Here is a 23865-nt window from a genome sequence, read left to right on the forward strand (position 1 = left end):
TATACCGGTTTTCAGCGGTTCCCGCTGTTTCTGCCACAAATATACCATATTGGTGTACTATTTGTAAAGCCCCAAACCGCACAAATTTGATAAATTTATAACATTTTTTTTAGGTATTGCCCCGTATAGGACTCCGGAACCTTGCAGATCTCCTCCGGCGTGCCGGCCGCGACGATGGTTCCGCCCGCGTCGCCCCCCTCGGGGCCGAGGTCGATGATGTAGTCGGCGGTTTTGATCACCTCTAAATTATGCTCAATTGTGATGACGGTATTCCCCGCGTCCACCAGCGTCTGCAAAACGTCGATCAGCTTGTGCACGTCGGCGGTGTGCAGGCCGGTCGTCGGCTCGTCAAGGATGTAGACGGTGCGCCCGGTCGGCCGCTTGGAAAGCTCGGTCGCGAGCTTGACCCGCTGCGCCTCGCCGCCCGAAAGGGTCGTCGCGGGCTGGCCGACCTTGACGTAGCCGAGCCCCACGTCGTAGAGGGTCTGGAGCTTGCGCGCGATCTTGGGCACGTTTTTGAAGAACGCGAGCGCCTCCTCGACGGTCATTTCGAGCACGTCGTAGATCGATTTTCCCTTGTATTTCACCTCGAGCGTCTCGCGGTTGTAGCGGCGGCCCTTGCACACCTCGCAGGGCACGTAGATGTCCGCCAGGAAGTGCATCTCGATGCGCACGATGCCGTCGCCCTCGCACGCCTCGCAGCGGCCGCCCTTGACGTTGAAGGAGAAGCGGCTGGACTTGTAGCCGCGCATCTTGGCGTCGGCCGTCTGCGCGAAGATTTCGCGGATGTCGGTGAACACGCCGGTATAGGTCGCCGGGTTGGAGCGCGGGGTGCGCCCGATCGGCGACTGGTTGATGTCGATCACCTTGTCGACGTTCTCCATACCGAGGATGTCCTCGTGCCTGCCCGGCTTGACGCGCGGATTGGTGAGCTCCCGCGTCAGGCGCTTGAAGAGCACCTCGTTGATCAGCGAGCTCTTGCCCGAACCGGAGACGCCCGTCACCACCGTGAAGATTCCGAGCGGGATCTCCACGTCGATCTCCTTGAGGTTATTTTCCGCCGCGCCGACGATTTTGAGGCTCTTCCCGTTGCCCCTGCGGCGCTCCGCGGGCACCCCGATCCGCTTGGCCCCGGAAAGGTACTGCCCGGTGATCGACCGGGGGCAGGCCTTGATCTCGTCCACCGTGCCCGCGCAGACCACCTCGCCGCCGTGGATCCCCGCGCCGGGGCCGATGTCGACGATGTAGTCGGCCGCGTACATCGTGTCCTCGTCATGCTCGACGACGATCAGCGTGTTGCCGAGGTCGCGCAGCCGCTTGAGGGTGGCGATCAGCTTGTCGTTGTCCCGCTGGTGCAGGCCGATCGACGGCTCGTCGAGAATGTAGAGCACCCCCATGAGCGACGAGCCGATCTGGGTCGCGAGCCGGATGCGCTGGCTTTCGCCGCCCGAGAGGGTCCCGGCCGAGCGCGCCAGCGTCAGGTATTCCAGGCCGACGCTGCGCAGGAATCCCAGCCGCTCGCGGATCTCCTTGACCACGAGCTCGGAGATCATCTGCTCGCGCGGGGTGAGCTCGAGATGGTCGAGAAAGTCAAGCGCGCCCACGACCGACAGCCGGCAGAACTCGCTGATGTTGAGCCCGCCGACCGTCACCGCGAGCACGGTATCGTTCAGGCGGTTGCCGTGGCAGACGGGGCACTCGACGCTGTTCATCCAGGTGGTGATCTCCTCGCGCATCCACGCGGAATTCGTCTCGCGGAAGCGGCGCTCGAGGTTGTTGACGATCCCCTCGAAATCAGTGTAGTAGGAGCCCTTCATCGACCCGCCCTCGCGGTGCATGAGGATCTTTTCCCCCTTGGTCCCGTAGAGCAGGACCTCCACCGCCTGTTTGGGCAGGTCCTTCACCGGCACGTCGAGGGAAAAGCCGTAGTGGGCGGCGAGCCCCTCGTAGTACATCTGCGCGATGCCGCCCTCGGCGTAGTACCAGCCGGAGGCGCGGATCGCGCCCTCCCGGATGGTCAGGCGCTTGTTGGGGATGACGAGCTCGGGGTCGACCTTGAGGAAGGTGCCCAAACCCGTGCACTTCTCGCAGGCGCCGTAGGGGGCGTTGAAGGAGAACATGCGCGGGGTGAGCTCCTCAATGCTGATATCGTGGTCGGGACAGGCGTAATTGGAAGAGAAGGTCATCTCTTCCCCTTCCGCGTCGACGATCGCGATGCCTCCCGTCAGCCCGATCGCCGTTTCGAGCGAATCGGCCAGGCGGGAGCGGACCCCCTCCTTGATCACGAGCCGGTCGACGACCACCTCGATCGTGTGCTTCTTGTTCTTTTCGAGCTTGATCTCCTCCGAGAGGTCGTAGAGGTTGCCGTCCACCCGCACGCGTACATAGCCCGAACGCCGCGCGGCGTCGAACTCCTTGATATGCTCCCCCTTGCGCCCGCGCACGGTGGGCGCGAGCACCTGCACCTTCGTCCCCTCGGGCAGCGAGAGCACCCGGTCGACCATCTGGTCGACCGTCTGCTGCTCGATCGGCCGGCCGCAGACGGGACAGTGCGGAACGCCGATGCGCGCGTAGAGCAGGCGCAGGTAGTCGTAAATCTCGGTAACGGTGCCGACCGTCGAACGGGGGTTCTTGGAGGTGGTCTTCTGGTCGATCGAGATCGCGGGGCTGAGCCCCTCGATGCTGTCGACGTCCGGCTTCTCCATCTGCCCCAGGAACATGCGCGCGTAGCTCGACAGGCTCTCGACATACCGCCGCTGGCCGTCCGCGTAGATGGTGTCGAACGCGAGCGAGCTCTTGCCCGAGCCGGAAAGTCCCGTAAAGACGATCAGCTTGTCACGCGGAATCTCAATGTCAATATTCTTGAGGTTGTGCTCCCGGGCACCCTTGATAACGATTTTATCCAAAGCCATAGTCTATCTTCCGTTTCCTTTATTTTGGCAGCCTGCTGGGGCGGGCGCGCTCGTCCTCCGCCCTGAGCTTTGCAATCTTGTCGCGCAGGTAGGCCGCGTGCTCGAACTCGAGGATCTTCGCCGCGTTCTTCATCTCGAGCGTCAGCTTGGAGATGAGCGCCTCCCGTTCCTTGTGGCTGAGCTTCTTTCCGCGCTTGCCCTTTTTGCCCTCGACCTCGTCCCTCGTCGAGATTTCGAGGATGTCGCGCACGTCCTTTTTGATCGTCTGCGGGGTGATGTGGTGTTCCCTGTTGTAGGCCATCTGGATTTCCCGGCGGCGGTAGGTCTCGCGGATGGCGTTCTCCATCGACTCGGTGACGCTGTCCGCGTACATGATGACCCTGCCCTTGGAATTTCGCGCCGCGCGTCCGACCGTCTGCACAAGGGAGGTCTCGCTGCGCAAAAAGCCCTCCTTGTCCGCGTCGAGGATCGCCACGAGCGACACCTCCGGGATATCGAGGCCCTCGCGCAGCAGGTTGATGCCGACCAGCACGTCGAACTCGCCCAGGCGCAGGTCGCGGATGATCTCCATCCGCTCGATCGTGTCGATGTCGTGGTGCATGTAACGGATGCGCACCCCCATGTTCTCCATGTAGGCGGTCAAATCCTCCGCCATCTTCTTGGTGAGGGTGGTGACGAGCACCCGCTCCCCCTTCTGGGCGCGCTGGTTGATCTCCGAGAGCAGGTCGTCGATCTGCCCCTCGACCGGGCGCACCTCGATCTCGGGGTCGCAGAGCCCCGTCGGACGGATGACCTGCTCGACGATCTCGGCGCTCTTCTGGCGCTCAAACTCGCCCGGCGTCGCCGATACGAAGACGACCTGGTTGAGCTTCTGGTAGAACTCGTCAAAGTTGAGCGGTCGGTTGTCGAGCGCGGACGGCAGCCGGAAGCCGTATTCGATCAGGCTCTGCTTGCGGGAGCGGTCGCCGCCGTACATGCCGCGCACCTGCGGCAGCGTGACGTGGCTCTCGTCCACGAAGAGCAGGAAATCTTTCGGGAAGTAGTCGAGCAGCGTGTAGGGCGTGCTGCCCGGCGCGCGGCCCGAAATTACGCGGGAATAGTTCTCGATCCCCTTGCAGAAGCCGATCTCCTGCATCATCTCGATGTCGTAGTTGGTGCGCTCGGCGATCCGCTGCGCCTCGATCAGCTTGCCGCGCTCCTTGAAATAAGCCACCCGCTCCTCGCTCTCGCGGCGGATCTCATCGATCGCGGCCGCCATCTTCTCGGGCGGCACGATGTAGTGGGAGGCCGGGTAGATCGCCACATGGCTGACGACGTTCTTGACCTCCCCGGTCAGCGTGTTGATCTCGGTGATGCGGTCGATCTCGTCCCCGAAGAATTCGACGCGCACGGCGGTATCCCCCGAATAGACGGGGAAGATCTCCACAACGTCGCCGCGGACCCGGAACTTGTTGCGCACGAAGTTGATGTCGTTGCGCTCGTACTGGATCTCCACCAGCTTTTTGATGAGCTCGTCCCGTTCCCTGTGCATTCCCGTGCGCAGCGAGATGACCATGCTGTGGTAGTCGATCGGGTCGCCCAGCGTGTAGATGCAGGAGACGCTCGACACGATGATCACGTCCCGCCGTTCGCCGAGCGAGGCGGTCGCCGAGTGACGGAGCTTCTCGATCTCGTCGTTGATCGCCGAATCCTTTTCGATATAGGTGTCCGTGTGGGCGATATAGGCCTCCGGCTGGTAGTAGTCGTAGTAGCTGACAAAATACTCCACAGCGTTGTGCGGGAAAAATTCCCGGAACTCGCTGCACAGCTGCGCGGCCAGCGTCTTGTTGTGCGCCAAAACAAGCGTCGGGCGGTTGACGTTTGCGATGACGTTTGCCATCGTGAACGTCTTGCCCGAGCCTGTGACGCCCAGCAGGGCCTGTTCCTTCCTGCCCGCCAGCACGCCTTCGGTCAGCTTTTCAATTGCCCGCGGCTGGTCCCCCGTCGGTTTGTAGGGGGCGACCAGCTCGAATTTTCCTTCTTCCATATACCTCCCCCGCTTTGGGCCGTCAGATCAATCGATTGACGCGTTCAAGAGAACAGATGTTCGATTCATCTAGTGTAGCTTCTTTTCCATCAAAAGTCAACAGTTTATTTTACCACAGTTTCGACATGATTTCAAATGCCCGCCGCCGAAAGATTCTGCCAGCCGCGCGGCGCGCAAAGGGCGCTTCCAAAGTGGAAGCGCCCCATCGTTATCCGTTTTCTGTTTTGTCCGCGGATTCCCGCCACCGGCCCGGCTCGTCGGACGCGCCGCCCCGGGAGAGCGCGTCCTCCATCAGCGAGATCAGTTCGAGCGTGCTGCGGAGCCGCTGGGTCTGGTCCCGGTTGAGCCAGCGCACCGTCCCCTGCCAGGTGGCGTTCTGCCGGAAGAGCACGCTGATCACAAACGTCGCCCGTTTCCCGGGCTCCTCCATGCCGATGCGGGCGAGCATCTCCTCCAAGTCCCCGCGCTGTTCCGCCGCCGGGACAGACGGCTTTTCCTCCGCCGTTTTTCCCCGTTTCTTCTTATGGAACGAGCGGATCTGCATGGAGCTCTGCGGGAACCGTTTTTCATTATAAAACTGCTCCATGCGGGTGATCAGCGCAAGCACCCCGGAAAACGTCGTAATACCGAAGGCCGGAGAGGCCAGCCGCCCGTTCAGGTCGTGGTCCTCCGTGCTGTCAACAAATACCCAAACGGAGGTTGGGCTGACCGCCCCCAGGTTTCCTGACTCCATCTGTGGTCCCTCCATCTCACAAAATTAGAATAAGCCCTAAGGCCGCTCAAAGGAAAAGAAACCGGAATCGCGCATCGAAACGTAATCCGACCCCGCAAAAATCAGGTGGTCGGCAAGACGGATTTTCGCCGCCGCCAGCGCGTCAAAGACCGCGCGCGTCGCGAGCATGTCCGCGTTGGACGGAAGCGCGAGCCCGCGCGGATGGTTGTGCGCGAGAATCACCGACACCGCATGGCTGCGCATCGCGGCCTCGAGGATGTTGCGGGTGTACATCGGCGCGGCGTTGATGCTGCCCTCCGCGATGAAATCGCCGTAGACGACGCCGCCCCGGCTGTCCATGCAGAGCAGAAAGATCATCTCGTTGTTGCGCCCGATGAACTTTGGCCGCAGGAAGGTCCCCACCTCTTCGATCGTGGCGAGGACCACTCCGTTTTCATCATAGTCATCGAGGTACCGGCGCGCGAGCCCGGGCACCAGCTTGAGCAGCGTCGCAACGTTCGCGCCGACCCCCTCCACCTGGCAGAGCTCGTCGAAATCCGCGTCCAGCACGCCGGAAAGCGATCCGAAACGCGCGAGCAGACGGTGCGCCAGCTCGTTGGTGTCCCGCTGGGGCACCGCGTAAAAGAGGAGCAGTTCAAGCACGTTGTGCGGGGCGAAGCCGTCCAGCCCCTCCTTTAAGAAGCGGTCCCTGAGCCGCTGCCTGTGTCCCTCGTGCACATTCGCCATCCGCTCTTCACCGCCCGCGTTTCCAGTATCTTAGTACATATTATAACAAAATAATTCCTGTTTGCCTAGACCCCGTCGATTTTTCCCGGCTTTCGCCGGCGGAGCTTGTGTGCTATAATAAGCGCGGGGAATCCGCTCACATCCGGTCGCCCCCGCCGCGGGCGGTTTCAACGCCGCGCGGCCATTGATTTACAGGCCCCTTCGACCATCGGGGCTGCGGAGGTTCGCCATGAGGGAATTCGTCATCAATCAAAACGACGCGGGCCAGCGCGTGGACAAGTTCGTGACCAAGGCGGTCCCGCTGCTGCCCCAGGCCCTGCTCTATAAATCCATCCGCACCAAGCGGATCAAGCTCAACGGCAAGCGGTGCGAGATCTCCACCCGTCTGTGCGAGGGAGACCGGCTTTCCCTCTACCTGAACGACGAGTTTTTCGGCGGCGCGCCCGGCGCGCCCGCCTTCCTCTCCGTCCCGCCCACGGTCGACGTCCTCTACGAGGATGAAAACATCCTCCTCGCGGACAAGCGCCCCGGCCTGCTCGTCCACGAGGACGAGGGCGGTCAGACGGACACGCTGATCAACCGCATCCTCCACTACCTCTACCAAAAGGGCGAGTACGACCCCGCCCGGGAGAACAGCTTTACGCCCGCCCTCTGCAACCGGATCGACCGCAATACGGGCGGCATCGTCATCGCGGCCAAAAACGCGCCCGCCCTGCGGGTGCTCAATGAAAAGATCAAGGCCCGCGAGCTGCAAAAGCTCTACCTCTGCGTCGTGCACGGCACGATGCCGCACCGGTCGGACACCCTCAAGGGCTTCCTCGTCAAGGACGGCGCGGCGAACACCGTCACCGTCTGCGACCATCCCGTGCCGGGCGGCCGCACCATCCTCACCCACTACCGCGTGCTCGGCGAGAACGGGCGCTTCTCCCTGCTGGAGGTCGACCTGCTGACCGGCCGCACCCACCAGATCCGCGCACACCTCGCCTCCATCGGCCATCCGCTGCTCGGCGACGCCAAGTACGGCCGCAACCGCGACAACCACGGCACCGGCTACCAGTTCCAGGCTCTCTACTCCTACAAGCTCACCTTCCGGTTCCAGGGCGGCGCGGGCCCCCTCGACTATCTGAACGGCAGGAGCTTTGAGGCGAAGAAGGTGTGGTTCCGCGACGAGTTCCTCTCCGGGAATCTCCGGTAGCACTTTTTTTGAAAAAGTGCTTGACAAATTATCTGTAATGATTATAATTACAGATAGAAGAAAATGAACCGGAAAGGATGATTATATGAATATCTTAACGATCACAGCGGACAATTTTGAGGCTGAGGTCCTGAAATCGAGCGAGCCCGTTCTCGTGGACTTCTGGGCGCCCTGGTGCGGCTACTGCCGGATGCTCGCCCCCATCTTCGACCAGCTCGCCGCGGCCTACGAGGGCAAAATCCGGTTCGCCAAGGTGAACATCGACGACGTGCCCTCGCTCGCGCAGCAGTTCTCGGTGATGACCATCCCCACCCTGCTGCTCTTCCGCGGCGGCAAGGAGAACGAACCGCTCGTCGCCGCCAAATCCAAGTTCCAGATCGAGGAGTGGCTCAAGCAGTCGGGCGCGATCTGATTCCCGGAGGCTGAAAGGCCCCGTCGGCACCGCCGGCGGGGCCTTTTTTGCGCGCATCCGTCCCCCTTGAAAAACCTTCTTGACAAACGGAACCGGCCTGCTATAATGGAATTCCATTCACAAACTCCGGAGGGCCCGCCGTACGGTGCGGCGGGCCGTCTTTCGACCACGGACGCAAACACAGCCGGGCGGGCGCGTGTCTGCGTTTTTTTGACCGTCCGGCAAATAAAAGGAGGTTTTATGGAACAATCGAAGCCTCACGGCTGGAAGCGCGGCTTCTTTACGATCGCGGCCGGGCAGACCGTCTCGCTGATCGGCAGCAGCGCCGTCCAGTTCGCGCTGATCTGGTGGCTCGCCAGCGAAAGCTCCTCCCCCATGACGATGGCGCTGGCGGGGCTCTTCGCCTTCCTGCCGCAGCTGGTGCTCGGGCCGTTCGTCGGGGTGTGGGTCGACCGCCTCAAGCGCAAGACGGTCATCATCTCCGCGGACCTCTTCATGGGCCTGGTCGCGACCGTTTTCGCGGGCGTCTTCCTGCTTGGCAGGCCGCCCTTCTGGTCGGCCTGCCTCGTGCTGGGCATCCGGGCGGTCGGGAACGTCTTCCACACCCCCGCGATCCAGGCAGCGATCCCCATGCTCGTGCCCCGGGACCAGCTCGTCCGTGCCAACGGCTGGAGCCAGTTCATGCAGTCGGGCGCCTTTATGCTCGGGCCGGTGCTCGGCGCCGCGATGTACGCCGCCTTGCCGCTTCCGGTCATCCTGCTCTCCGACCTGGCGGGCGCAGTCGCGGCGAGCGTCACGGTCGCGGTGGTGAAGATCCCCGATCCCCCGCGCGCCGGGCAGGAGCTTCCGCATTTCCTGCGGGAGATGCGGGATGGCGCGGCCGTCTTCCTGCGCGACCGCAGACTCTTCACCCTCACCCTCTGCGTGTGCGTGGGGATGATCTTCTACATGCCGCTCTCCTCCTTCTATCCGCTGATGACAAGCGATCATTTTCAGGCGACAGCCTGGCACGCAAGCCTCGTCGAGCTGCTCTACGCGGCGGGTATGATGCTCAGCGCCGCAGGCCTCGGCGCGGTAGGAACGATCAAAAACAAGTTTTCTGTCATCCACCTCGGCCTGCTCGGTTTGGCGGCAAGCACCCTGCTCTGCGGAATCCTTCCAAGCGACATGGTCTTTTTCTGGCCCTTCGCGGTCTTCTGCGCCGTCATGGGCGCCAGCGGGAACCTCTACGGCATCCCCTTCATGGCCTACATGCAGGAGTCCGTCCCCCACGAGGCGCAGGGGCGCGTCTTCTCTCTGCTGGGCAGCATGATGTCGCTGGCCATGCCGCTGGGGCTTCTGATCGCGGGGCCGGTCGCCGAACGCTTCGGCGTGCCGCTTTGGTTCTTCCTGTCGGGGATCGTGCTCTTCGCCGTCACCGGCATCAGTGCGCTGCTGACGCTGCGAAAGCCGGCGCACGGCTGAAAACACGAAAAACCCGCCTGCAAGCGTTCGCTTGCAGGCGGGTTTTTTATCGCAGCGTATGGTGTTTTTTGTAATAGCCGAGCAGGCCGCCCTCCGTGAGATATCCAACGACCTGCGGCGGAAAGGGCTCGAAGGCCACCGGATCGGAACCGTTTACCCGGATGCAGCTTTTTTCGAGGTCCACCTCCACGAGGTCCCCCTCCCGAATCTCCGCCCGGCAGATCAGCGGGAGGATTCCCATGTTGATGCCGCCTCTGTAGAAATGTCGGCTGAACGACTTTGCGATCACGCACCGAACTCCGGCGGCCTTCATTACCAGGATGATCTGCTCCCGGGAAGAGCCGCAGCCAAAATTTTCACCGGCGACCAGGATGTCCCCCGGCTGATAGACGGAGGAGAAATCGCTCCTGCACGCCTCGAAGAGATACGGCACAGCTTCCGTCTCGTTCTTTCCGCCGGCGAGGCGGCTGCCCGCGATGATCTGGTCCCCGTTCACATTGTCACCCAGCACGACCGCTTTCCCCTTCATCCCAAAACCTCCCGATCTGTGATAAATCCGCACAGCGCCGAACAGGCGGCCACCAGCGGAGAAGCGATATAAATCCGCGCATCCTTGCTCCCCATCCGTCCGTTCAGGTTTCGGTTGGTGGTCGAGACCGCCACCTCGCCGTCCCCCAGCAGGCCTCCGTGGATTCCCGCGCAGGGGCCGCAGCTCGGCGGGAAGACGGAGGCCCCCGCTGAAGTGAGCGCGTCCAGATGTCCGCCCGCCTTGAGCGCCGCCTCCACCTCCGGCGAAGCGGGATAGACCAGCAGCCGGACGCCGTCGGCCACCCGTTTCCCCCGGAGAATTTCGGCCGCGAGCGCGATATCCTCGTAGCGCCCGTTCGTGCAGGACCCGATCACGACCTGATCCACCCGAACCTTCTCCAATTCCTCCGCCGCGACCGCGTGGTCGATGCACGGAGGCACCGCCACCAGCGGCCGCATCTGCGAGACGTCGATGGTGATCCTACGGCTGTATTCCGCGTCGCCGTCCGGTTCCACCCCCGCTTCTCCGGTCACTCCGTACGCCGCGAGCCACCGCCGGGTCACCTCGTCGCACGGCATGATCGCGCCCTTTGCCCCGGCCTCGATCATCATGTTGCAAAGCGTGGCGCGGCTGTCGAAGCTGATGTCCGCCACCGCCTCGCCGCCGAACTCCATGCACTGGTAGGACGCGCCCGCCTCACCCAATATGCGCAGCAGCTCCAGCGCCAGGTCCTTGCCCAGGATTTTGCGCGGCAGCTTTCCCACAAACTCCACCCGGATGGTCGGGGGGACCTTGAACCAGCACTGGTCGCAGGCAAATATGACGGCCGCCTCCGCCGCGCCCACGCCGGTGCTGAAGGCGTTTAGCGCGCCGTAGGTGCAGGAGTGCGAATCGGTGCCCACTGCGATCCCGCCGGGCCTGACTTTACCGGATTCCAGCATCTTCTGGTGGCAGACGCCCTTGCAGACGTCCACCAACCGGATGCCGTGCTCCTTTGCGAAGCGGCGGAGAAGAAGGTGGTTATTCCCGGCTGCCGCGTTCGGACACGGGGCAAAGTGGTCCAGGACGATCAGGTGGTGCGCCGGGGATTTGACCGTCTTTGCGATCTGCGCGAAGTTTTTGACCGCCGTCGGGCCGTTGACGTCGTGAATCATGCAGGCGTCCACCTCCACAACCACGATATCTCCCGCTTTGACCGGCCTGCCCGCCTTCGCGGAAAAGATTTTTTCAACTGCAGTAGCCATTTTATACCCCCTCGCGGCGGCCGCCGCGTTCATTTTGCATATTGGTACTCCCACGCCTCGTATTCCGGCACCTTCGTCGCCTTCTGAAATTCTGGAAGCGTTGCAAGCCGGTCCAGTCTGTCCGCCGTATTCCCGTTTTCATAGAGGTGCTTCATCGTGTCCAGCGCCTGCTTTAGAAAGAGGGAGCGCAGCGTGGCCGGATAGAGCACCAGCTTGACGCCAAGCTGCCGGAAGGTCTCCTGCGAGTACCGATTCAGCTCGCTTATGTCGTTGACGTTCACCACCACCGGCCCGGAGACCTCCCGCGCCACCATCCCGACCTCCTCAAGCGTGGAGCATCCCACCACGAACACCGCGTCCGCGCCCACCTCCAGATATTTGTTGGCGCGGCGCACGGCCTCCTCCCTGCCGTAGCTCACCATGGCGTCGGTGCGCGCGATGATGCAGAAGTCCGGGTTTTCCCGCGCGTCGATCCCCGCCTTCAGCTTCCTCAGGAATTCGTCCACGGGGACGATTTCGTGCGTACCGCCGTAATAGGCGCATTTTTTGGGGCTGACCTGATCCTCGATGTGGATGCCCGCGACGCCGCCCCGTTCAAATTCGTTCACCGTGCGCATAAAGTTGAGCGGCTGGCCATAGCCGGTGTCCGCGTCCGCGATCACCGGGATGTCCACCGAGCGGGCAATCCGCGAGGAGGCGTCGACCACCTCGGTCATCGTGAGCAGGCCCATGTCCGGCAGACCGAGCGCCGAGGCGGAAACCGCGTTGCCGGAAACCAGCGCCGCCTGAAAGCCGGACGCCTTGACCGCCAGCGCGCCGATGCAGTCAAAGACGCCGGGGACAAAATAGGTTTCCCGGTCCCCCAGCATATTTTTGAGCGTCAAACGCTTATTCAAAAGCTATCCCTCCGTTTTCGTCATATCTGCGCCGCCACGCGGGCGCCCTGATGAATCGCGTCCAGCGCGACGCCCGGCCGCCCGGCGTCCCCGATCACAAAGACCCGCGTTCCGGGCAGGTGTTCCTTCGCCCACGCGCTCAGGCGGTCTTGCGGGTTGCGTCCGGCGGCAACCACGACGCCGTCGACCCCTTCCAGCGCATAGCTGTAATTCTGGCTGCAAACCCGCACCTCCGGCAGGGCGACGCGCTCCGCCTTTGTGAGAAGGTGCGCCGCTACGCCGTGCTCGGACAGGCGCTTTAAGAGGAAGCGCCGCCTGCTCTGGTTGAGCCCGTCCGCGAGCTTGTCCGTCATTTCCACGATCTCCACCCGGCGGCCGGCGGCCGCCAGATAATCCGCCGCCTCGCACCCCACAAGACCGCCGCCCAGCACTACGATATGGCTTCCCCGCAGGGGCTTTCGCCCTGACAGGAGCTCGTCCGCGGTTACGACGTTTTCCCCGTCGATCCCCGGGATGGGCGGGACGGCCGCGACGCTTCCCGTGGCCACGATCAGCACGTCCGGCCTCTCCCGCTCCAGCAGCTCGGGGGTGACCTCCGAGCCGTATTGGATGGCGATCCCGGCCTCTTCCAGCGCGGCCACGCGGAAATTCGTGATTTCGCGCATCCGTTCCTTCTGCGGGGGCAGCGCCGCCAGATTGATCAGCCCCCCGGGCTTCGATTCCCTCTCGTACACCAGAGGCCGGAATCCCCGCAGGGTAAGGTCGTAAGCGGCCTCCAGCCCCGCCGGCCCCGCTCCGGCGATCAGGATTTTCTGCGCCTTTTCCGCCTCGGTCGCCGCGGCAAAGTTGAGTGTCGTCTCAAAGCCGAGCCGGGCGTTTTGCATACAGCGGATCTTTTTATAGAGCGCCGCGTCGCGGCACCCCTGGTTGCAGCCGATGCAGCGCCTGACCGGGCCCGCGACCCGCCCCTCGTACTTCGCGATCATGTTCGGGTCCGCGAGGTTCGCCCGCGCCATGGCGACCAGGTCCGCCTTCCCGCTCCGTATGACGGCGTCCGCCTCCTCCATGTCGGTGATGCGGTTGACCGCGATGACCGGGATGGAAACCGCCGCCTTCACCCGCGCCGCGTTGTCGGCGTTAAAAAGGTCCTCCATGTCCATCGGCGCGGAAATCGCATACTCCGATTCCGGCATGCCGCAGGAGACATGAATCGCATCCGCGCCCGCTTTTTCAAGGAGCCCGGCGATTGCGGCCGTCTCCTCGATTCGCCTTCCGCCCTCCACCAGCTCGTCCCCGCTGATCCGGAAGATCAGCGGATAATCCGCGCCGGTTTCCCGTTTGATGCCTCGGACGATCTCCGCCGCGAACCGCGCGCGCCTTTCGGTCGAGCCGCCGTATTCGTCCTGGCGCCGGTTGTAAAACGGCGAGAGGAACTGCGCCACCTCGTGCGCGTGCGCGCCGTGGATTTCGACCCCGTCCACCCCCGCGCGCCGCGCGCGCGCCGCGCACGCGGCGTAGCTGTCGATCAGGCCGCGGATATACTCCGGCGTAAAATCGTTGATGTCCTCAATGGTATATCCCCTTCCGGCCTGGAATTTCGCCGGGTGGAGCTGGCAAAAGAGCTTTGCGCCATGCTCGTGCGCGACGTCGGCCAGACGTTTCCATCCGGGGATATAGCCGTTGTGGGAGAGGGCTGGGCGGCCTGGGCCCACCTTGCCGTGGGGGCTGCCGGGGATGATGAGCAGCCCCACGCCGCCCCGTGCGCGCTCCCGGACGTACTCTGTCATCACGTCGTTGATATAGCCCTCGGCGTCGCAGAAAAAGACGCACATGGAGGGGAAAACGATCCTGTTTTTGAGCTGAACCGTTCCGATCCGGATCGGCTCCAATGCATGTGTCATAGTGACTCCTTTCGTAAAGACGCGGCGGGGGCCGCAGCCGAGTGCTGCGGCCCCCGCTGGTTGCGTAAAGTTTCTAATCAGGCTGCGGCATCAAGCCTGCTGTTTTGCCTTTTTGCCCTTCATCAGCCCGAATACCACGGACGCCGCGGTGAGCAACAGCAGCACCAGCGTAATGGGGTGCACCACAAAGGTCATCAGCGAGCCCTTGGAAAGCAGCATCGCGCGGCGCAGATTGTCCTCCACCAGCTGCGCGAGCACAAAGCCTAGGACGGTCGCCACCGGGTTGAAGCCGGCCAGCTTCATCAGATAGCCGAGGAAGGAACAGACGATCAGAATCCCCACTGCGAAAATGCCTTCGTTCAGAGCAAGGGAACCCACCACCAGCAGGCAGAGGATGATCGTATTGAGGTAATGCGGCGGGATCGCGGTCACCTTCACCCACGGCTTTAAGAAAAGCCGCCCCACGATCAGCAGGCAGGGGCAGGCCAGCAGGATGCCCAGGAACACCGCGCCGAGCGCCTCCGGATTGTTCTGTGCGAGCAGCGGGCCGGGGCGCATCCCATGCATGACCATGGCCCCCAGCATGATGGCCGCCGATGTGGAGCCAGGGATGCCGAAGGAGAGCAGCGGCACGACCGCCGCGGGTACGCAGGCGTTGTTGGCGACCTCGGGCGCAATAATGGCGTCAGGTACGCCGGTGCCGAATTTGTCGCCGTCCTTGGAAATCCGGCGGCCCTCATTATACGCGATGAACGAGGCGATGGTGGGGCCCGCGCCGGGCATGACGCCGACCACGATGCCCATGATCATGCTGACGATCGCGGTCTTGATGGTCGCCAGAAACTCCTTGATCGTCACGAAGGTGTAGTCCAGCTTGCCCAGCATGGGAGACACCAGTTTTTTCTCCTGAATCTGCTGGATGATCTGGCCGAACAGCTCCGCCGCCGCCACAAAGCCGACCACGGCCGGCACGTCGCTGACGCCGTCGCCCAGCTGGATCATCCCCATCGTGAAGCGCGGCATCCCCGTAAAGTTGTCCGCGCCGATGCTGCCGAGCATGATTCCCAGGATGATGGAGATAAAGCCCTTCGCCATGTTCCCCTTCGACATGCTGATGACGGCCGAGAGTCCGAAGAGCGCGAGCGCAAAGAAGGCGGACGCGTCCAGCATCAGCGAAATTTTCACCAGAAGGCCGAGCAGGAAAACGCCCAGTATCCCGCCGAAGAAGCTGCCGAAGCAGCCGCCCGTCAGCGAATAGCCCAGCGCCTTGCCGCTGTGGCCGTTTAAGTGCATCTGCCGCCCGTCCAGCGCGGTGGGCGCGTTCGCGGGGGTGCCCGGAACGCCGACCAGAATCGCCGGGATCGAGCCGCCGTATTCCGCGCCCACGTAGACCGCGGCCAGCAGCATGAACGCCTGCACCGGCTCCAGCGCGATCGTAAAGGGCAGGATGAGCGACATGGCGAGGGAGGCGGTAACGCCCGGCAGGGCGCCCCCGAAAATCCCCCAGGCAACGCCGGCAAAGACCCAGAGAACACTCTGAATGGAAAACGCGGAGAAGATTTCTCCCCAAAGCTGCATCGTTGTCATTTATAGCTGCTCCTTTCGTACCATCAAATTAGCAGGCCGCGGGGAAGATCCGCGTTGAAAAGAACCTTGAACAGCAAATAGCACACAACGGCTATCACAGCGGAGGGGATCAGCACGCCCGTCGGTTTTCTCCAGGAAGCTCCCATCAAGCAGAAGCAGACCGCCGCAAATAAGAAGGTGGATACCGTGTAGCCAAGCAACTGGATTCCCGCGACATACAGCACCATCATGCCGATCACAAGGAGCAGGCACCGGATGTCCCTGGGGGTGAATTTTGTCGCGGAATTCGCCTCTTCGGATTTGTCCAAAATCGCTTTGACTAAAATCCACAGGCTCAGAGCGATCAGCACCACCGCCAAAAACTGAGGGAAGCCCGCCGGTCCCAGCGGCTCCGTAGTCAGCGCCTCGGGCAGGGTGGTTGCGGAGTAGAAATATATCGAGCCCAGCGCGATGAGCAGAATGCCCGATATGATATCTACGTATTTTTTCTTCTTCATGGACCATGGTCCTCCCTAACGTTGAAGTTGCGCGCCCTCCGGCGGGGCTCCGGGCGGCCCGCCGCCCGGAGCCGTCTCACGCCGGTTTTGAAAGTCAAAAGCGATTACTCGCCCGTGCCGTATTTCGCGATGATTTCCTTTACGGTCTTATCCTGCTGCTTGCAGAGCTCCAGAAACTCCTCGTGGCCCATCCAGCCGTCAAGGGAACCGGAATCCGCAAGCCACTTCTGGAAAGATTCCGACTGGGAGGATTCCGCAAAGATTTTTTCCCAATATTCGATTGCTTCATCAGGAGTCCCCTTGCGCACAAAGAGGCCGCGCCACTGGGGAAATACGAAGTCCACGTCGGATTCCGTAAGTGTCGGGATGTCGGGGAACTGCTCGACGCGCTTGTCTTCCGCGAACGCCAGCGCCCGGACCTCGCCCGCCGCGAGCTGGTCATAGACCTCGCCCAGCTGGCCGAAAACTGCGTCGACATTCTTCCCGAGCAGCGCCGTGAGCGCCTCGCCGCCGTCCGTGTAGGGGATGTAGCTGGTGCCGCAGCCCAGGGTGTCCGCCATGATCGTGGCGCACATCCAGGCCGGTCCGCCGCTGGCTTCGCCGGCGATGGTCGCGTTGCCCGCCTTATAGGCTTCAAGGAAGGAGGCGATGTCCTGGTAGGGGCTGTCCTTATGGACCACCAGCACCTGAGGCTCAAGCTGGAAACGCGCCAGCGGAACAAGGTCCTCCGTGGGATGCATGCCGTTATTCGCGTTGTAGTACCACAGGAAATTGGTGGGCGTGCCGACGATCAGCGTGTGGCCGTCGGTCTTCCCCTCTTTGACGTACGCCCAGACGTTCGAGCCCGCGCTTCCCTTTTTGTTCTGCATGAACATGTTCTGCGGGACCAGACCCTGCGTCGCCTCGATGATCGCACGCCCGATGAGGTCTCCGCCCGCGCCGACGCCGGAATGGGTGACGATCTCGACCTGCTTCGTGGGGACCCATCCCTCCGTCTCCGCGGCGCTTCCCGAGGCCGCCGGAGCGGCCTGCTGAGCCGACGGCGCGGTTTCGGCGTTCCCGCCCGCTCCACAGGCCGCCAGGCTTAGGATCATCGTCAGGCAAAGTACTACGCTGAACAGCTTTTTCATTTAAAAATCTCCTTCTCCCTTTACTCTTGTGATTGTGTGTAACGGTTGTCCGATTGAAAGCGAAAAGCGCCCGTATACAGCGGTCGTAACCGTTTTGGGTTTCAAGTCCCTCCTTTTTCGTCACGTCTTGAAAAAAAGCGCAGTTCATATTAAACTGGAGTTATCGATTCGGCTGATCAAGGAAAGGAAGTGCTAGTGTGCTGCTCAAGGAACTGAACTATATTCTGGCGATCGAAAAATACGGTACGATCACAAAGGCGGCGGAGCACCTGTACATCTCGCAGCCGGCGCTGAGTAAATACATCAAAACGCTGGAGGAGACGCTGGACACCAACCTGCTGGAGAACACCGGCCGCAGCATCATCCTGACGGACGCCGGCAAGCATTACGCGAAGGCCGCCCGCAAGATGATGGAGATCTACGAAACCATGTCGCGCAATCTTTTAAACTCCGACAACATGATCCACGGCACCCTCCGGATCGGCACCTCTTTCACCCGGAGCCCGCTGCTTCTGCCGGAAACCCTCGCGCGGTTCCGCCAGAAGTACCCCAACGTCGAGCTTCTGCTCTTCGAGGAAAACTCCTACAATCTGGAAACCCAGCTTGCGAGCGGGCTGATCGATTTCGTCATCGCCAAGGGCCCGGTAACGAATATTTATAAATTTACGGCCCTTCCCCTCTTCCGGGAAGAATTTCTGCTCGGCCTGCCCAAGGACCATCCGGTAAAGGAGCGGGCGGTCCGCTCCGGCGACGCGGCCCATCCCTGGCTGGGACTGCAAGAGGTGCTCAACGAGTGCTTCATTCTCTTGAAGCCGGGGCATCACACCCGCTTCATGGCCGACCAGTTCTTTGCGCAGTCCCAGTTTGTGCCGGCGAAAACCATTGTGACCGCCAACATCGAAACCGCTCTCCGTATGGCGGTCGCCGGTCTGGGCATCGTGTTCGTACCCAGCTTTTTCACTATCGGCAACGCCTGTCACCAGTCGAAGCTCGACTTCTATTCGGTCGGCGCGCACCCGCTACAGCGGACGTATACGGAGTTCAGCATTATGTACCGCCAGGAGACGCATCTCACGAAATACGCAAAGGAATTTATCCGGATTATGCAGGACTATTGCCGGGAGTTTTTCGCCGGAGAATAAGGCCCGGCGCTAAAGGTCTCCCGCTTCGAGCAGGCCGCAGACCGCCCGTCCCATTTGCAGCGTGGAGGCGGTCCCGCCCAAATCGGGCGTGACGGACGCCTTGTCGGAAAGCACCGCCTCCATGGCCCGCTCCATCTCGGCGGCCGCCTTTAAGGCCGACGCGTCCTGCTTGCGCCCGGCGAGCCAGTTGAGCATCATTTGCGCCGATTTGATCATCGCGAACGGATTGGCGATCCCCTTGCCGGCGATGTCCGGCGCCGAGCCGTGTGTTGCCTGCGCCATGCAGTACTGCGGGCCGGCGCACAGTCCCGCCGCCATGCCGAGCCCGCCGACGAGCCCCGCGGCCTCGTCGGAGAGAATATCCCCAAACATATTGGTGGTGATGACGACGTCGTAATCCTGCGGCCGCATCAGCATCTTCATCGCGAAGGTGTCCACCACCACCGTCTCAAACTCGATGTCCGGGTATTCCTTCGCCACATCCCGGCAGGCTTCGATGAAGAGGCCGCATCCCAGCTTGAAAACGGTGTTCTTATGGACCGCAGTCACCTTTTTGCGCCCGCCGCGCCGTCGGGCCAGTTCAAAGCCCTCCCTTGCCACCAGCGTGCTGTTCCGTCTCGTAATGACCCGCAGCGAAAGCGCCATGTCGGGCGTGGGCATACAGTCGCTGGTCCCGCGGAACATGTTGCGGTCCGGCTGGAAGCCCTCGTTGTTTTCGCGGATGATGACGAGGTCGACGTTCGGATTGATGCAGGGAATCTCCGCATAGGATTTTGCCGGGCGGATGTTCGACACCAGATCGTATTCCCGCCGCAGGATGGGGTGCGGATTGAAGCAGTTTGGCTGATCCTTGGGGTAGGCCATATGTCCGATCGGCCCCAGAATCCACCCGTCCAGCGTGTAAAGCCGTTCCCGGACCTCCGGCAGGAGGGTCGTCCCGTGCTCCAGGAAGGACGGATACCCGATCGGCAGAGGCACCCATTCGATCTGAATCTCCGGATAGCGTTTCACCGCCGTTTTCAGCACCTCGACGGCAACCGGCACGATCTCAAGCCCGATATCGTCGCCGTTTAAAATTCCGATTTTATACTCTGCCATGGCCTGTACAGCCTCCTTTTTCACTCTCCAAGCAGGGACGCGCGGGTTATTCCGCACGGCCCCGCATCACGGACGCCTCGAAATCCATATAGGACTCCAGCCCGGTGCTGTTCGCGCGCTCCTCCTGCGTGCAGAAGATATCCCCGAGGTGGTTTGTCCGCCCCTTCGCCCGCATCTCGCTCAGCACCAGCTGCATTGTGCGGATGCAGGAGCGTGTCAGAGACTGCGGGAAAAACGCGAGCTGGATTCCCATCCGTTCAAAATCCGCGACGCTGTAGTCGCCCGTCGGGCTCCCCTCGGTGATGCACACCGCCGTGGGAAATCCGAGCTGACCGATCTGAATCAGGTCGCTTTCGCTCTTTGGCGTGCTGATGAATACGCCGTCGGCCCCCCACTCCCGGTACAGCCTCGCGCGCCGGAGCGCCTCCTGCATTCCCTGTGTGTTGTCGGCGGCCGCGTCCGTTCTCGCCAAGAGAAAAAAGTTTGAATCTGTCCGCGCCTTAAGGACCGAGTCGATCCGAATTTTCATCTCCTCGACGGGGGCCACCCGCAGCCCGTCGTAATAGGCACACCGCTTGGGGAACGTCTGGTCCTCGATCATGACCCCCGCGATTCCCATCTGCTCATATTCCCGGACGGTACGCAGAATCGTGACCGGCCCGCCAAAGCCCGTATCGATGTCCACAACCATGGGAATGGAGGAAACGCACAGCATGTTTAAGAGCGTATTGCGGTATTCCCCATAGGACAAGACGCCCACGTCGGAGGTGCCGATCACTTCGCAGGACATGGAGGAGCCGCTGACAAAGACGGCCTCAAAGCCGTTGCGCTCCGCCAGTCGGATTGACAGCGGATCATATACCGCGGGACAGCAGAGCGTCTTGCCCGATTCCAGCAGTTTTCTGAACTTAAGTGCCCGATCGACTTGTATCATATCTTTTTCTCCCCATACTTTTGTAATGTCGCGATTTCCATATTTTATTTGTTGTATGAGCGCGCTTTTTGTTCATGTTTATTGTATACTCTATCTTCAACAATTAAAAATACATATTTTACATCCAATTAATAACCCAAAGTTATTGATTTTTTCAAAGTCGATTCCATTTTGCAAGCATTATAAGAAAAAAGCCGCCCTCCCGCCCCCATGGGTCGGAAAGCAGCTTTGATGGATGCCGTAGAAACAGAAAAGAACCTGTCTTTGATGATCATCAAAGACAGGTTCTTTTGGCGGAGATGGAGAGATTCGAACTCTCGAGGAGCTTTTGACCCCTACACGATTTCCAGTCGTGCGCCCTCGACCAGCTAGGCGACATCTCCAGAGTTGTCCGCGCGATTGGCACCTGATTATTATACTACGCAGATCGCAAAAAAGCAATATGTTGCCCTAAAAAATTTTGCCAATTTTTCTGCATGAAAAAACCGCCCGCCAATGCGGACGGTTTCAACCCCCTCAGGAGTCCGTTCCCATCTTAATGCGCACATATTTGTGCTCCCGCACGGTCAGCACCACAAAGACCACCCCGACGAGGATATCCATCATGGTGCCAAGGATGAGAAGATCGAGCGTGGCGATCTCCGCGCGGCTGAAGATCTTCATAAAGATCAGGTTGAAGAAGACGGCGGCCGCCGACAAGCCGTAATAGGATGCGAGCTCCTTCCTGCCGACCCGCTTCACAATGTTTTTGCAGATCAAAAAGAGCCCAAAGAGGACGACAATCCCGGTCGAGACGTACACCGCCACCGGAAGCCGTTCAATATCTGTCGTAAACACATATGCCAGCGACGCGAACTTGACCGCCGTCGCCAAAACCATCAGATAGAGCATCAGCTTTCTGAGCAAAAACTTCCCCCCGTTTCCAATCAGATTTTTGCGTAAAATTTATTGTAACCGATTCTGTCGTTTCTGTCAAGTTTTGCCCGTCTGATGCGGCTTCGCGGGGTTTACTCCACGTCGTCCAGCAGCGCGCCGACGTTCTCAAAGCTGCCCGTCAGGGAGGCCACGACCCCCTTATAGACCACGATCGGGTCGTCCAAAAACCGCTCCCTGATCCGCCCGCAGGTCTCCTCGTCGGGCAGAAGGATGGTCAATTTCAGCAGGTCGCTGCCCACGTCGGTGATCGTCAGCGTCAAAAGGTACCCGTCGTCCGCCTTTTGGACCTCCGCCTTGTTGTGCGCGCGCCGTTCCCTACGGATGAAGTAGCGGTTCGCGGCGTCCACCGCCTTTTCCCGCACGCTGAGCGGAAGCGTTTTCTCGAACGTCCCGGCGGCGCTCTCTCCCAGGTCGGTCAGGGTGTAGCACTTTTCCCCCTCGCAGCCGCCGATGGCAATGTGCCCGCTCTTGACGAGCGCGGCCGCCGCGCTCGCCGCCTCAAAATAGTTGCCGATCCCCTCGCCCACGAACAGTTCGATCAGGGCGGAAACGGGCATCGGCCGTTCGATGTGCTTAAGGACGTGGCAGATCAGGATCTTGATCTCGTAGTCGGTGGTCAGCCCGCCCGGCTCCACGCCCGCCCGGAATCCTTCGTACAAAATTTCCACCCCACAGTCGTCGATTTCCATTCCCTATGATACAATATTTCGGAGGAAAAAGCAAAACCTATTGCCTGACCCGTTTTCCACGCTTCCCGCAAAATTTACAATCCTGAAACAGCTTTTCCGCGCAAACATGTTATATTGGTGTTGAAACCGGATTTCCCATCCGTTTGAAGCGGAGGGGCGGGGAATCTCGTTGGATAGGAAAAGGAACTTTCCGGAAAAAGAGATGTGACGATGAAAAACCTTACCCCAGAAGAAAAAAAGCAATACCGAAAGCTGATCGCGGCCGCCGTGGGCTTCGTCCTGGTCATCGGGATCCTTTCCCTGCTCTGTATGCCCCTCTTCCGGCGCCTCTCCGACCCCGGCAACCAGGAACAGCTCCGCGCGTGGATCGATTCGCTCGGCTTCACCGGCTGGCTGATCCTGCTCGGCGTCCAGATCCTTCAGATCGTCATCGCCTTTATCCCCGGCGAGCCGGTCGAACTGCTCGCGGGCGCGCTCTACGGCGCCTGGGGCGGCCTCCTGACCTGCCTGCTCGGGATCGTGATCGCCTCCTCCGCCATCTTCTTCCTCGTGCGCCGGTTCGGCTACCGGCTGGTGGCGCGCATCTTCGGCGAGCAGAAGCTCAGCGAATTCAAATTCATCAACAACACCAAAAAGGTGGAAACCGTCACCTTCATCCTCTTCCTCATCCCCGGCACCCCGAAGGACATGCTCACCTATCTGGCGGGCGTCAGCAAGATCAGGCCCGCGCAGTTTTTGCTGATCTCCACCTTCGCGCGGATCCCCTCGATCATCACCTCCACCTGGATGGGCGCCTCGGTGAGCCGCGGCAACTGGGGGATGGCGATCGTCGTTTTCCTGCTGACCGCGGCGATCGGGCTGGTCGGCATCCTCTATAAACAGCGGGTCATGGACTGGCTGCACAGGCTCCACAAGGAACATTGAACTGAAAAGAGCCGGCGCTTGGCGCCGGCTCTTTTTGTTATTCCGTTTATCGGATCAGTTGCGCGCGCAGCGCAAGCTGGGTGCAGTACATGGCAAAATAGCTCGTGAGTTCGCTGCCGTACCGGACAAAGACCGGATCGTCCTCCCTGCCGCAGAGGCGCGCGAACACCCTGCCGACCGCGCCGATGTCGTCCGGCGAGGAACGCCCCGCCAGGATATAGAGGGAGAGCGCCGCCGAATCGCTGACGAGCCCGTAGGTCTCCCCGGAGACCCGCTGGAGCTCGTCATAGTAAGCGGACATCGCGGACTGCGCCACGATCGAATTGGGCGCCATGTCCTCGATCACCCGGCCGACGAGATAGGAAAAAAGCACCTTGCGCTGGGAGAGCGTCTCGGCGCTGTCGAACGCACCGATGCCGAACCAGACGATCCCCCGTTCGCCGGCGGTCAGCTCGGCGGCAAACTGGACCCCGAGCGCGCGCGCTTTCTCCATATTGCCGTTGGCTTTTTCGCGCGCGAAAGCCGCCGCCGCCCCCTCCGAGGTGTCGAAGACCTCCGAAGGATCGTCCGGCGCTATTTTGATATCGCTGTCGTCGAATCGCATGGGAAACACCCTCCCTCCTGTGAAAACGGCCGCCGCTTCCTATTCCCGCGCCTGCTCCAGCGCGAGCGCGAGCTGGTCGGGGCAGGAGGTCGCCTTCATGCCGCAGCGGATGCCGCCGAGCAGCTTCACGACCTCCTCCACCGGGCGGCCCTCCGCCAGCCGGCTCACGCCCTGCGTGTTGCCGCTGCAGCCGCCGATGAATTCCACGGATTTGACGATACCGTCTTCAACCTCTGCATGTATCATACGCGAGCAGACGCCTTTTGGTTTATAGCTGATCTTCATA

At 61.4% G+C, this 23865-nt stretch carries 22 protein-coding genes and 1 tRNA gene; 5 read left to right on the top strand and 18 right to left on the bottom strand.

The window, feature by feature from the left end; all coding sequences use genetic code 11:
* Positions 1-95: 95 nt before the first annotated feature.
* The 4 genes from uvrA to RCI06_RS00155 form a co-directional block, all read right to left on the bottom strand.
* Positions 96-2912, bottom strand: coding sequence for an excinuclease ABC subunit UvrA (gene uvrA / locus RCI06_RS00140; RefSeq protein ID WP_276872520.1), 2817 nt, complete (start codon positions 2910-2912; stop codon positions 96-98).
* A 19-nt stretch (positions 2913-2931) separates the two neighbouring features.
* Positions 2932-4938 (bottom strand): excinuclease ABC subunit UvrB, encoded by a 2007-nt coding sequence (uvrB, locus tag RCI06_RS00145; protein ID WP_306573528.1) that lies wholly within the window; start codon positions 4936-4938, stop codon positions 2932-2934.
* Between the two features lie 208 nt (positions 4939-5146).
* Entirely contained in the window at positions 5147-5671 is a 525-nt protein-coding gene (locus RCI06_RS00150; protein ID WP_306573529.1) for a hypothetical protein, read from the bottom strand.
* Between the two features lie 36 nt (positions 5672-5707).
* Complete coding sequence (locus RCI06_RS00155; protein WP_306573530.1) at positions 5708-6397, bottom strand: RadC family protein; 690 nt, start codon at positions 6395-6397, stop codon at positions 5708-5710.
* A 229-nt stretch (positions 6398-6626) separates the two neighbouring features.
* Here RCI06_RS00155 and RCI06_RS00160 point away from each other — a divergent pair, with 229 nt between their 5' ends.
* The 3 genes from RCI06_RS00160 to RCI06_RS00170 all read left to right on the top strand — a co-directional run bounded on the left by RCI06_RS00160 (position 6627) and on the right by RCI06_RS00170 (position 9468).
* A complete protein-coding gene (locus tag RCI06_RS00160; protein ID WP_101550597.1) occupies positions 6627-7592 on the top strand; it encodes an RluA family pseudouridine synthase in 966 nt (321 codons plus the stop codon).
* A gap of 85 nt (positions 7593-7677) precedes the next feature.
* On the top strand, positions 7678-8004 hold the full coding sequence (trxA, locus tag RCI06_RS00165) for a thioredoxin (RefSeq protein WP_101550595.1): 327 nt from the start codon (positions 7678-7680) through the stop codon (positions 8002-8004).
* A 240-nt stretch (positions 8005-8244) separates the two neighbouring features.
* Positions 8245-9468, top strand: coding sequence for an MFS transporter (locus RCI06_RS00170; RefSeq protein WP_306573532.1), 1224 nt, complete (start codon positions 8245-8247; stop codon positions 9466-9468).
* A 46-nt stretch (positions 9469-9514) separates the two neighbouring features.
* On the opposite strand, the gene RCI06_RS00175 is transcribed toward RCI06_RS00170, so the two are convergent.
* The 7 genes from RCI06_RS00175 to RCI06_RS00205 all read right to left on the bottom strand — a co-directional run bounded on the left by RCI06_RS00175 (position 9515) and on the right by RCI06_RS00205 (position 17252).
* Positions 9515-9997: a 3-isopropylmalate dehydratase gene (locus RCI06_RS00175; RefSeq protein ID WP_276873209.1), complete on the bottom strand. Its 483-nt coding sequence runs from the start codon at positions 9995-9997 to the stop codon at positions 9515-9517.
* Positions 9994-11241: an aconitase/3-isopropylmalate dehydratase large subunit family protein gene (locus tag RCI06_RS00180; RefSeq protein ID WP_306573534.1), complete on the bottom strand. Its 1248-nt coding sequence runs from the start codon at positions 11239-11241 to the stop codon at positions 9994-9996. Before RCI06_RS00180 ends, RCI06_RS00175 begins: the two co-directional genes overlap by 4 nt.
* 29 nt (positions 11242-11270) lie before the next feature.
* Positions 11271-12137, bottom strand: coding sequence for an oxaloacetate decarboxylase (locus RCI06_RS00185; protein WP_306573536.1), 867 nt, complete (start codon positions 12135-12137; stop codon positions 11271-11273).
* Between the two features lie 20 nt (positions 12138-12157).
* Positions 12158-14038 (bottom strand): NAD(P)/FAD-dependent oxidoreductase, encoded by a 1881-nt coding sequence (locus RCI06_RS00190; protein ID WP_306573538.1) that lies wholly within the window; start codon positions 14036-14038, stop codon positions 12158-12160.
* 90 nt (positions 14039-14128) lie between these two features.
* Positions 14129-15625 carry a tripartite tricarboxylate transporter permease gene (locus RCI06_RS00195; protein WP_101550586.1) on the bottom strand — a complete coding sequence of 499 codons (1497 nt, stop codon included), beginning with the start codon at positions 15623-15625 and terminating at the stop codon, positions 14129-14131.
* A 23-nt stretch (positions 15626-15648) separates the two neighbouring features.
* Entirely contained in the window at positions 15649-16122 is a 474-nt protein-coding gene (locus RCI06_RS00200) for a tripartite tricarboxylate transporter TctB family protein (RefSeq protein WP_101550584.1), read from the bottom strand.
* 104 nt (positions 16123-16226) lie between these two features.
* Positions 16227-17252: a tripartite tricarboxylate transporter substrate binding protein gene (locus RCI06_RS00205; RefSeq protein WP_101550582.1), complete on the bottom strand. Its 1026-nt coding sequence runs from the start codon at positions 17250-17252 to the stop codon at positions 16227-16229.
* Positions 17253-17449: 197 nt separating this feature from the next.
* On the opposite strand from RCI06_RS00205, the gene RCI06_RS00210 reads away from it, so the two are divergent.
* On the top strand, positions 17450-18394 hold the full coding sequence (locus tag RCI06_RS00210) for a LysR family transcriptional regulator (RefSeq protein WP_101550580.1): 945 nt from the start codon (positions 17450-17452) through the stop codon (positions 18392-18394).
* Between the two features lie 9 nt (positions 18395-18403).
* On the opposite strand, the gene RCI06_RS00215 is transcribed toward RCI06_RS00210, so the two are convergent.
* From RCI06_RS00215 to RCI06_RS00235, 5 genes are all read right to left on the bottom strand, one after another.
* The gene (locus RCI06_RS00215; RefSeq protein WP_276873222.1) at positions 18404-19492 is read right to left on the bottom strand and encodes an isocitrate/isopropylmalate dehydrogenase family protein; all 1089 of its coding nucleotides are present in this window, start codon (positions 19490-19492) and stop codon (positions 18404-18406) included.
* 46 nt (positions 19493-19538) lie between these two features.
* Positions 19539-20426, bottom strand: a complete 888-nt coding sequence (locus RCI06_RS00220) for an oxaloacetate decarboxylase (protein ID WP_306573540.1) — start codon at positions 20424-20426, stop codon at positions 19539-19541.
* Between the two features lie 291 nt (positions 20427-20717).
* Positions 20718-20809: transfer RNA gene (locus tag RCI06_RS00225), tRNA-Ser, on the bottom strand.
* Between the two features lie 133 nt (positions 20810-20942).
* Positions 20943-21332, bottom strand: coding sequence for a hypothetical protein (locus RCI06_RS00230; protein WP_101550573.1), 390 nt, complete (start codon positions 21330-21332; stop codon positions 20943-20945).
* Between the two features lie 101 nt (positions 21333-21433).
* Positions 21434-22021 (bottom strand): DUF4364 family protein, encoded by a 588-nt coding sequence (locus RCI06_RS00235; protein WP_158595505.1) that lies wholly within the window; start codon positions 22019-22021, stop codon positions 21434-21436.
* Positions 22022-22261: 240 nt separating this feature from the next.
* Here RCI06_RS00235 and RCI06_RS00240 point away from each other — a divergent pair, with 240 nt between their 5' ends.
* Positions 22262-22975, top strand: coding sequence for a TVP38/TMEM64 family protein (locus tag RCI06_RS00240; protein WP_101550569.1), 714 nt, complete (start codon positions 22262-22264; stop codon positions 22973-22975).
* Positions 22976-23021: 46 nt separating this feature from the next.
* Here RCI06_RS00240 and RCI06_RS00245 read toward each other — a convergent pair whose 3' ends face one another.
* Both RCI06_RS00245 and RCI06_RS00250 read right to left on the bottom strand, forming a co-directional pair.
* A complete protein-coding gene (locus tag RCI06_RS00245; protein WP_306573542.1) occupies positions 23022-23579 on the bottom strand; it encodes a hypothetical protein in 558 nt (185 codons plus the stop codon).
* Positions 23580-23618: 39 nt separating this feature from the next.
* Positions 23619-23864 carry a TIGR03905 family TSCPD domain-containing protein gene (locus RCI06_RS00250; protein ID WP_101550565.1) on the bottom strand — a complete coding sequence of 82 codons (246 nt, stop codon included), beginning with the start codon at positions 23862-23864 and terminating at the stop codon, positions 23619-23621.
* Position 23865 lies beyond the last annotated feature (1 nt).

It is taken from the genome of Anaerotruncus massiliensis (ex Togo et al. 2026) (assembly GCF_030825285.1).
Taxonomy (GTDB): domain Bacteria; phylum Bacillota; class Clostridia; order Oscillospirales; family Ruminococcaceae; genus Anaerotruncus; species Anaerotruncus massiliensis.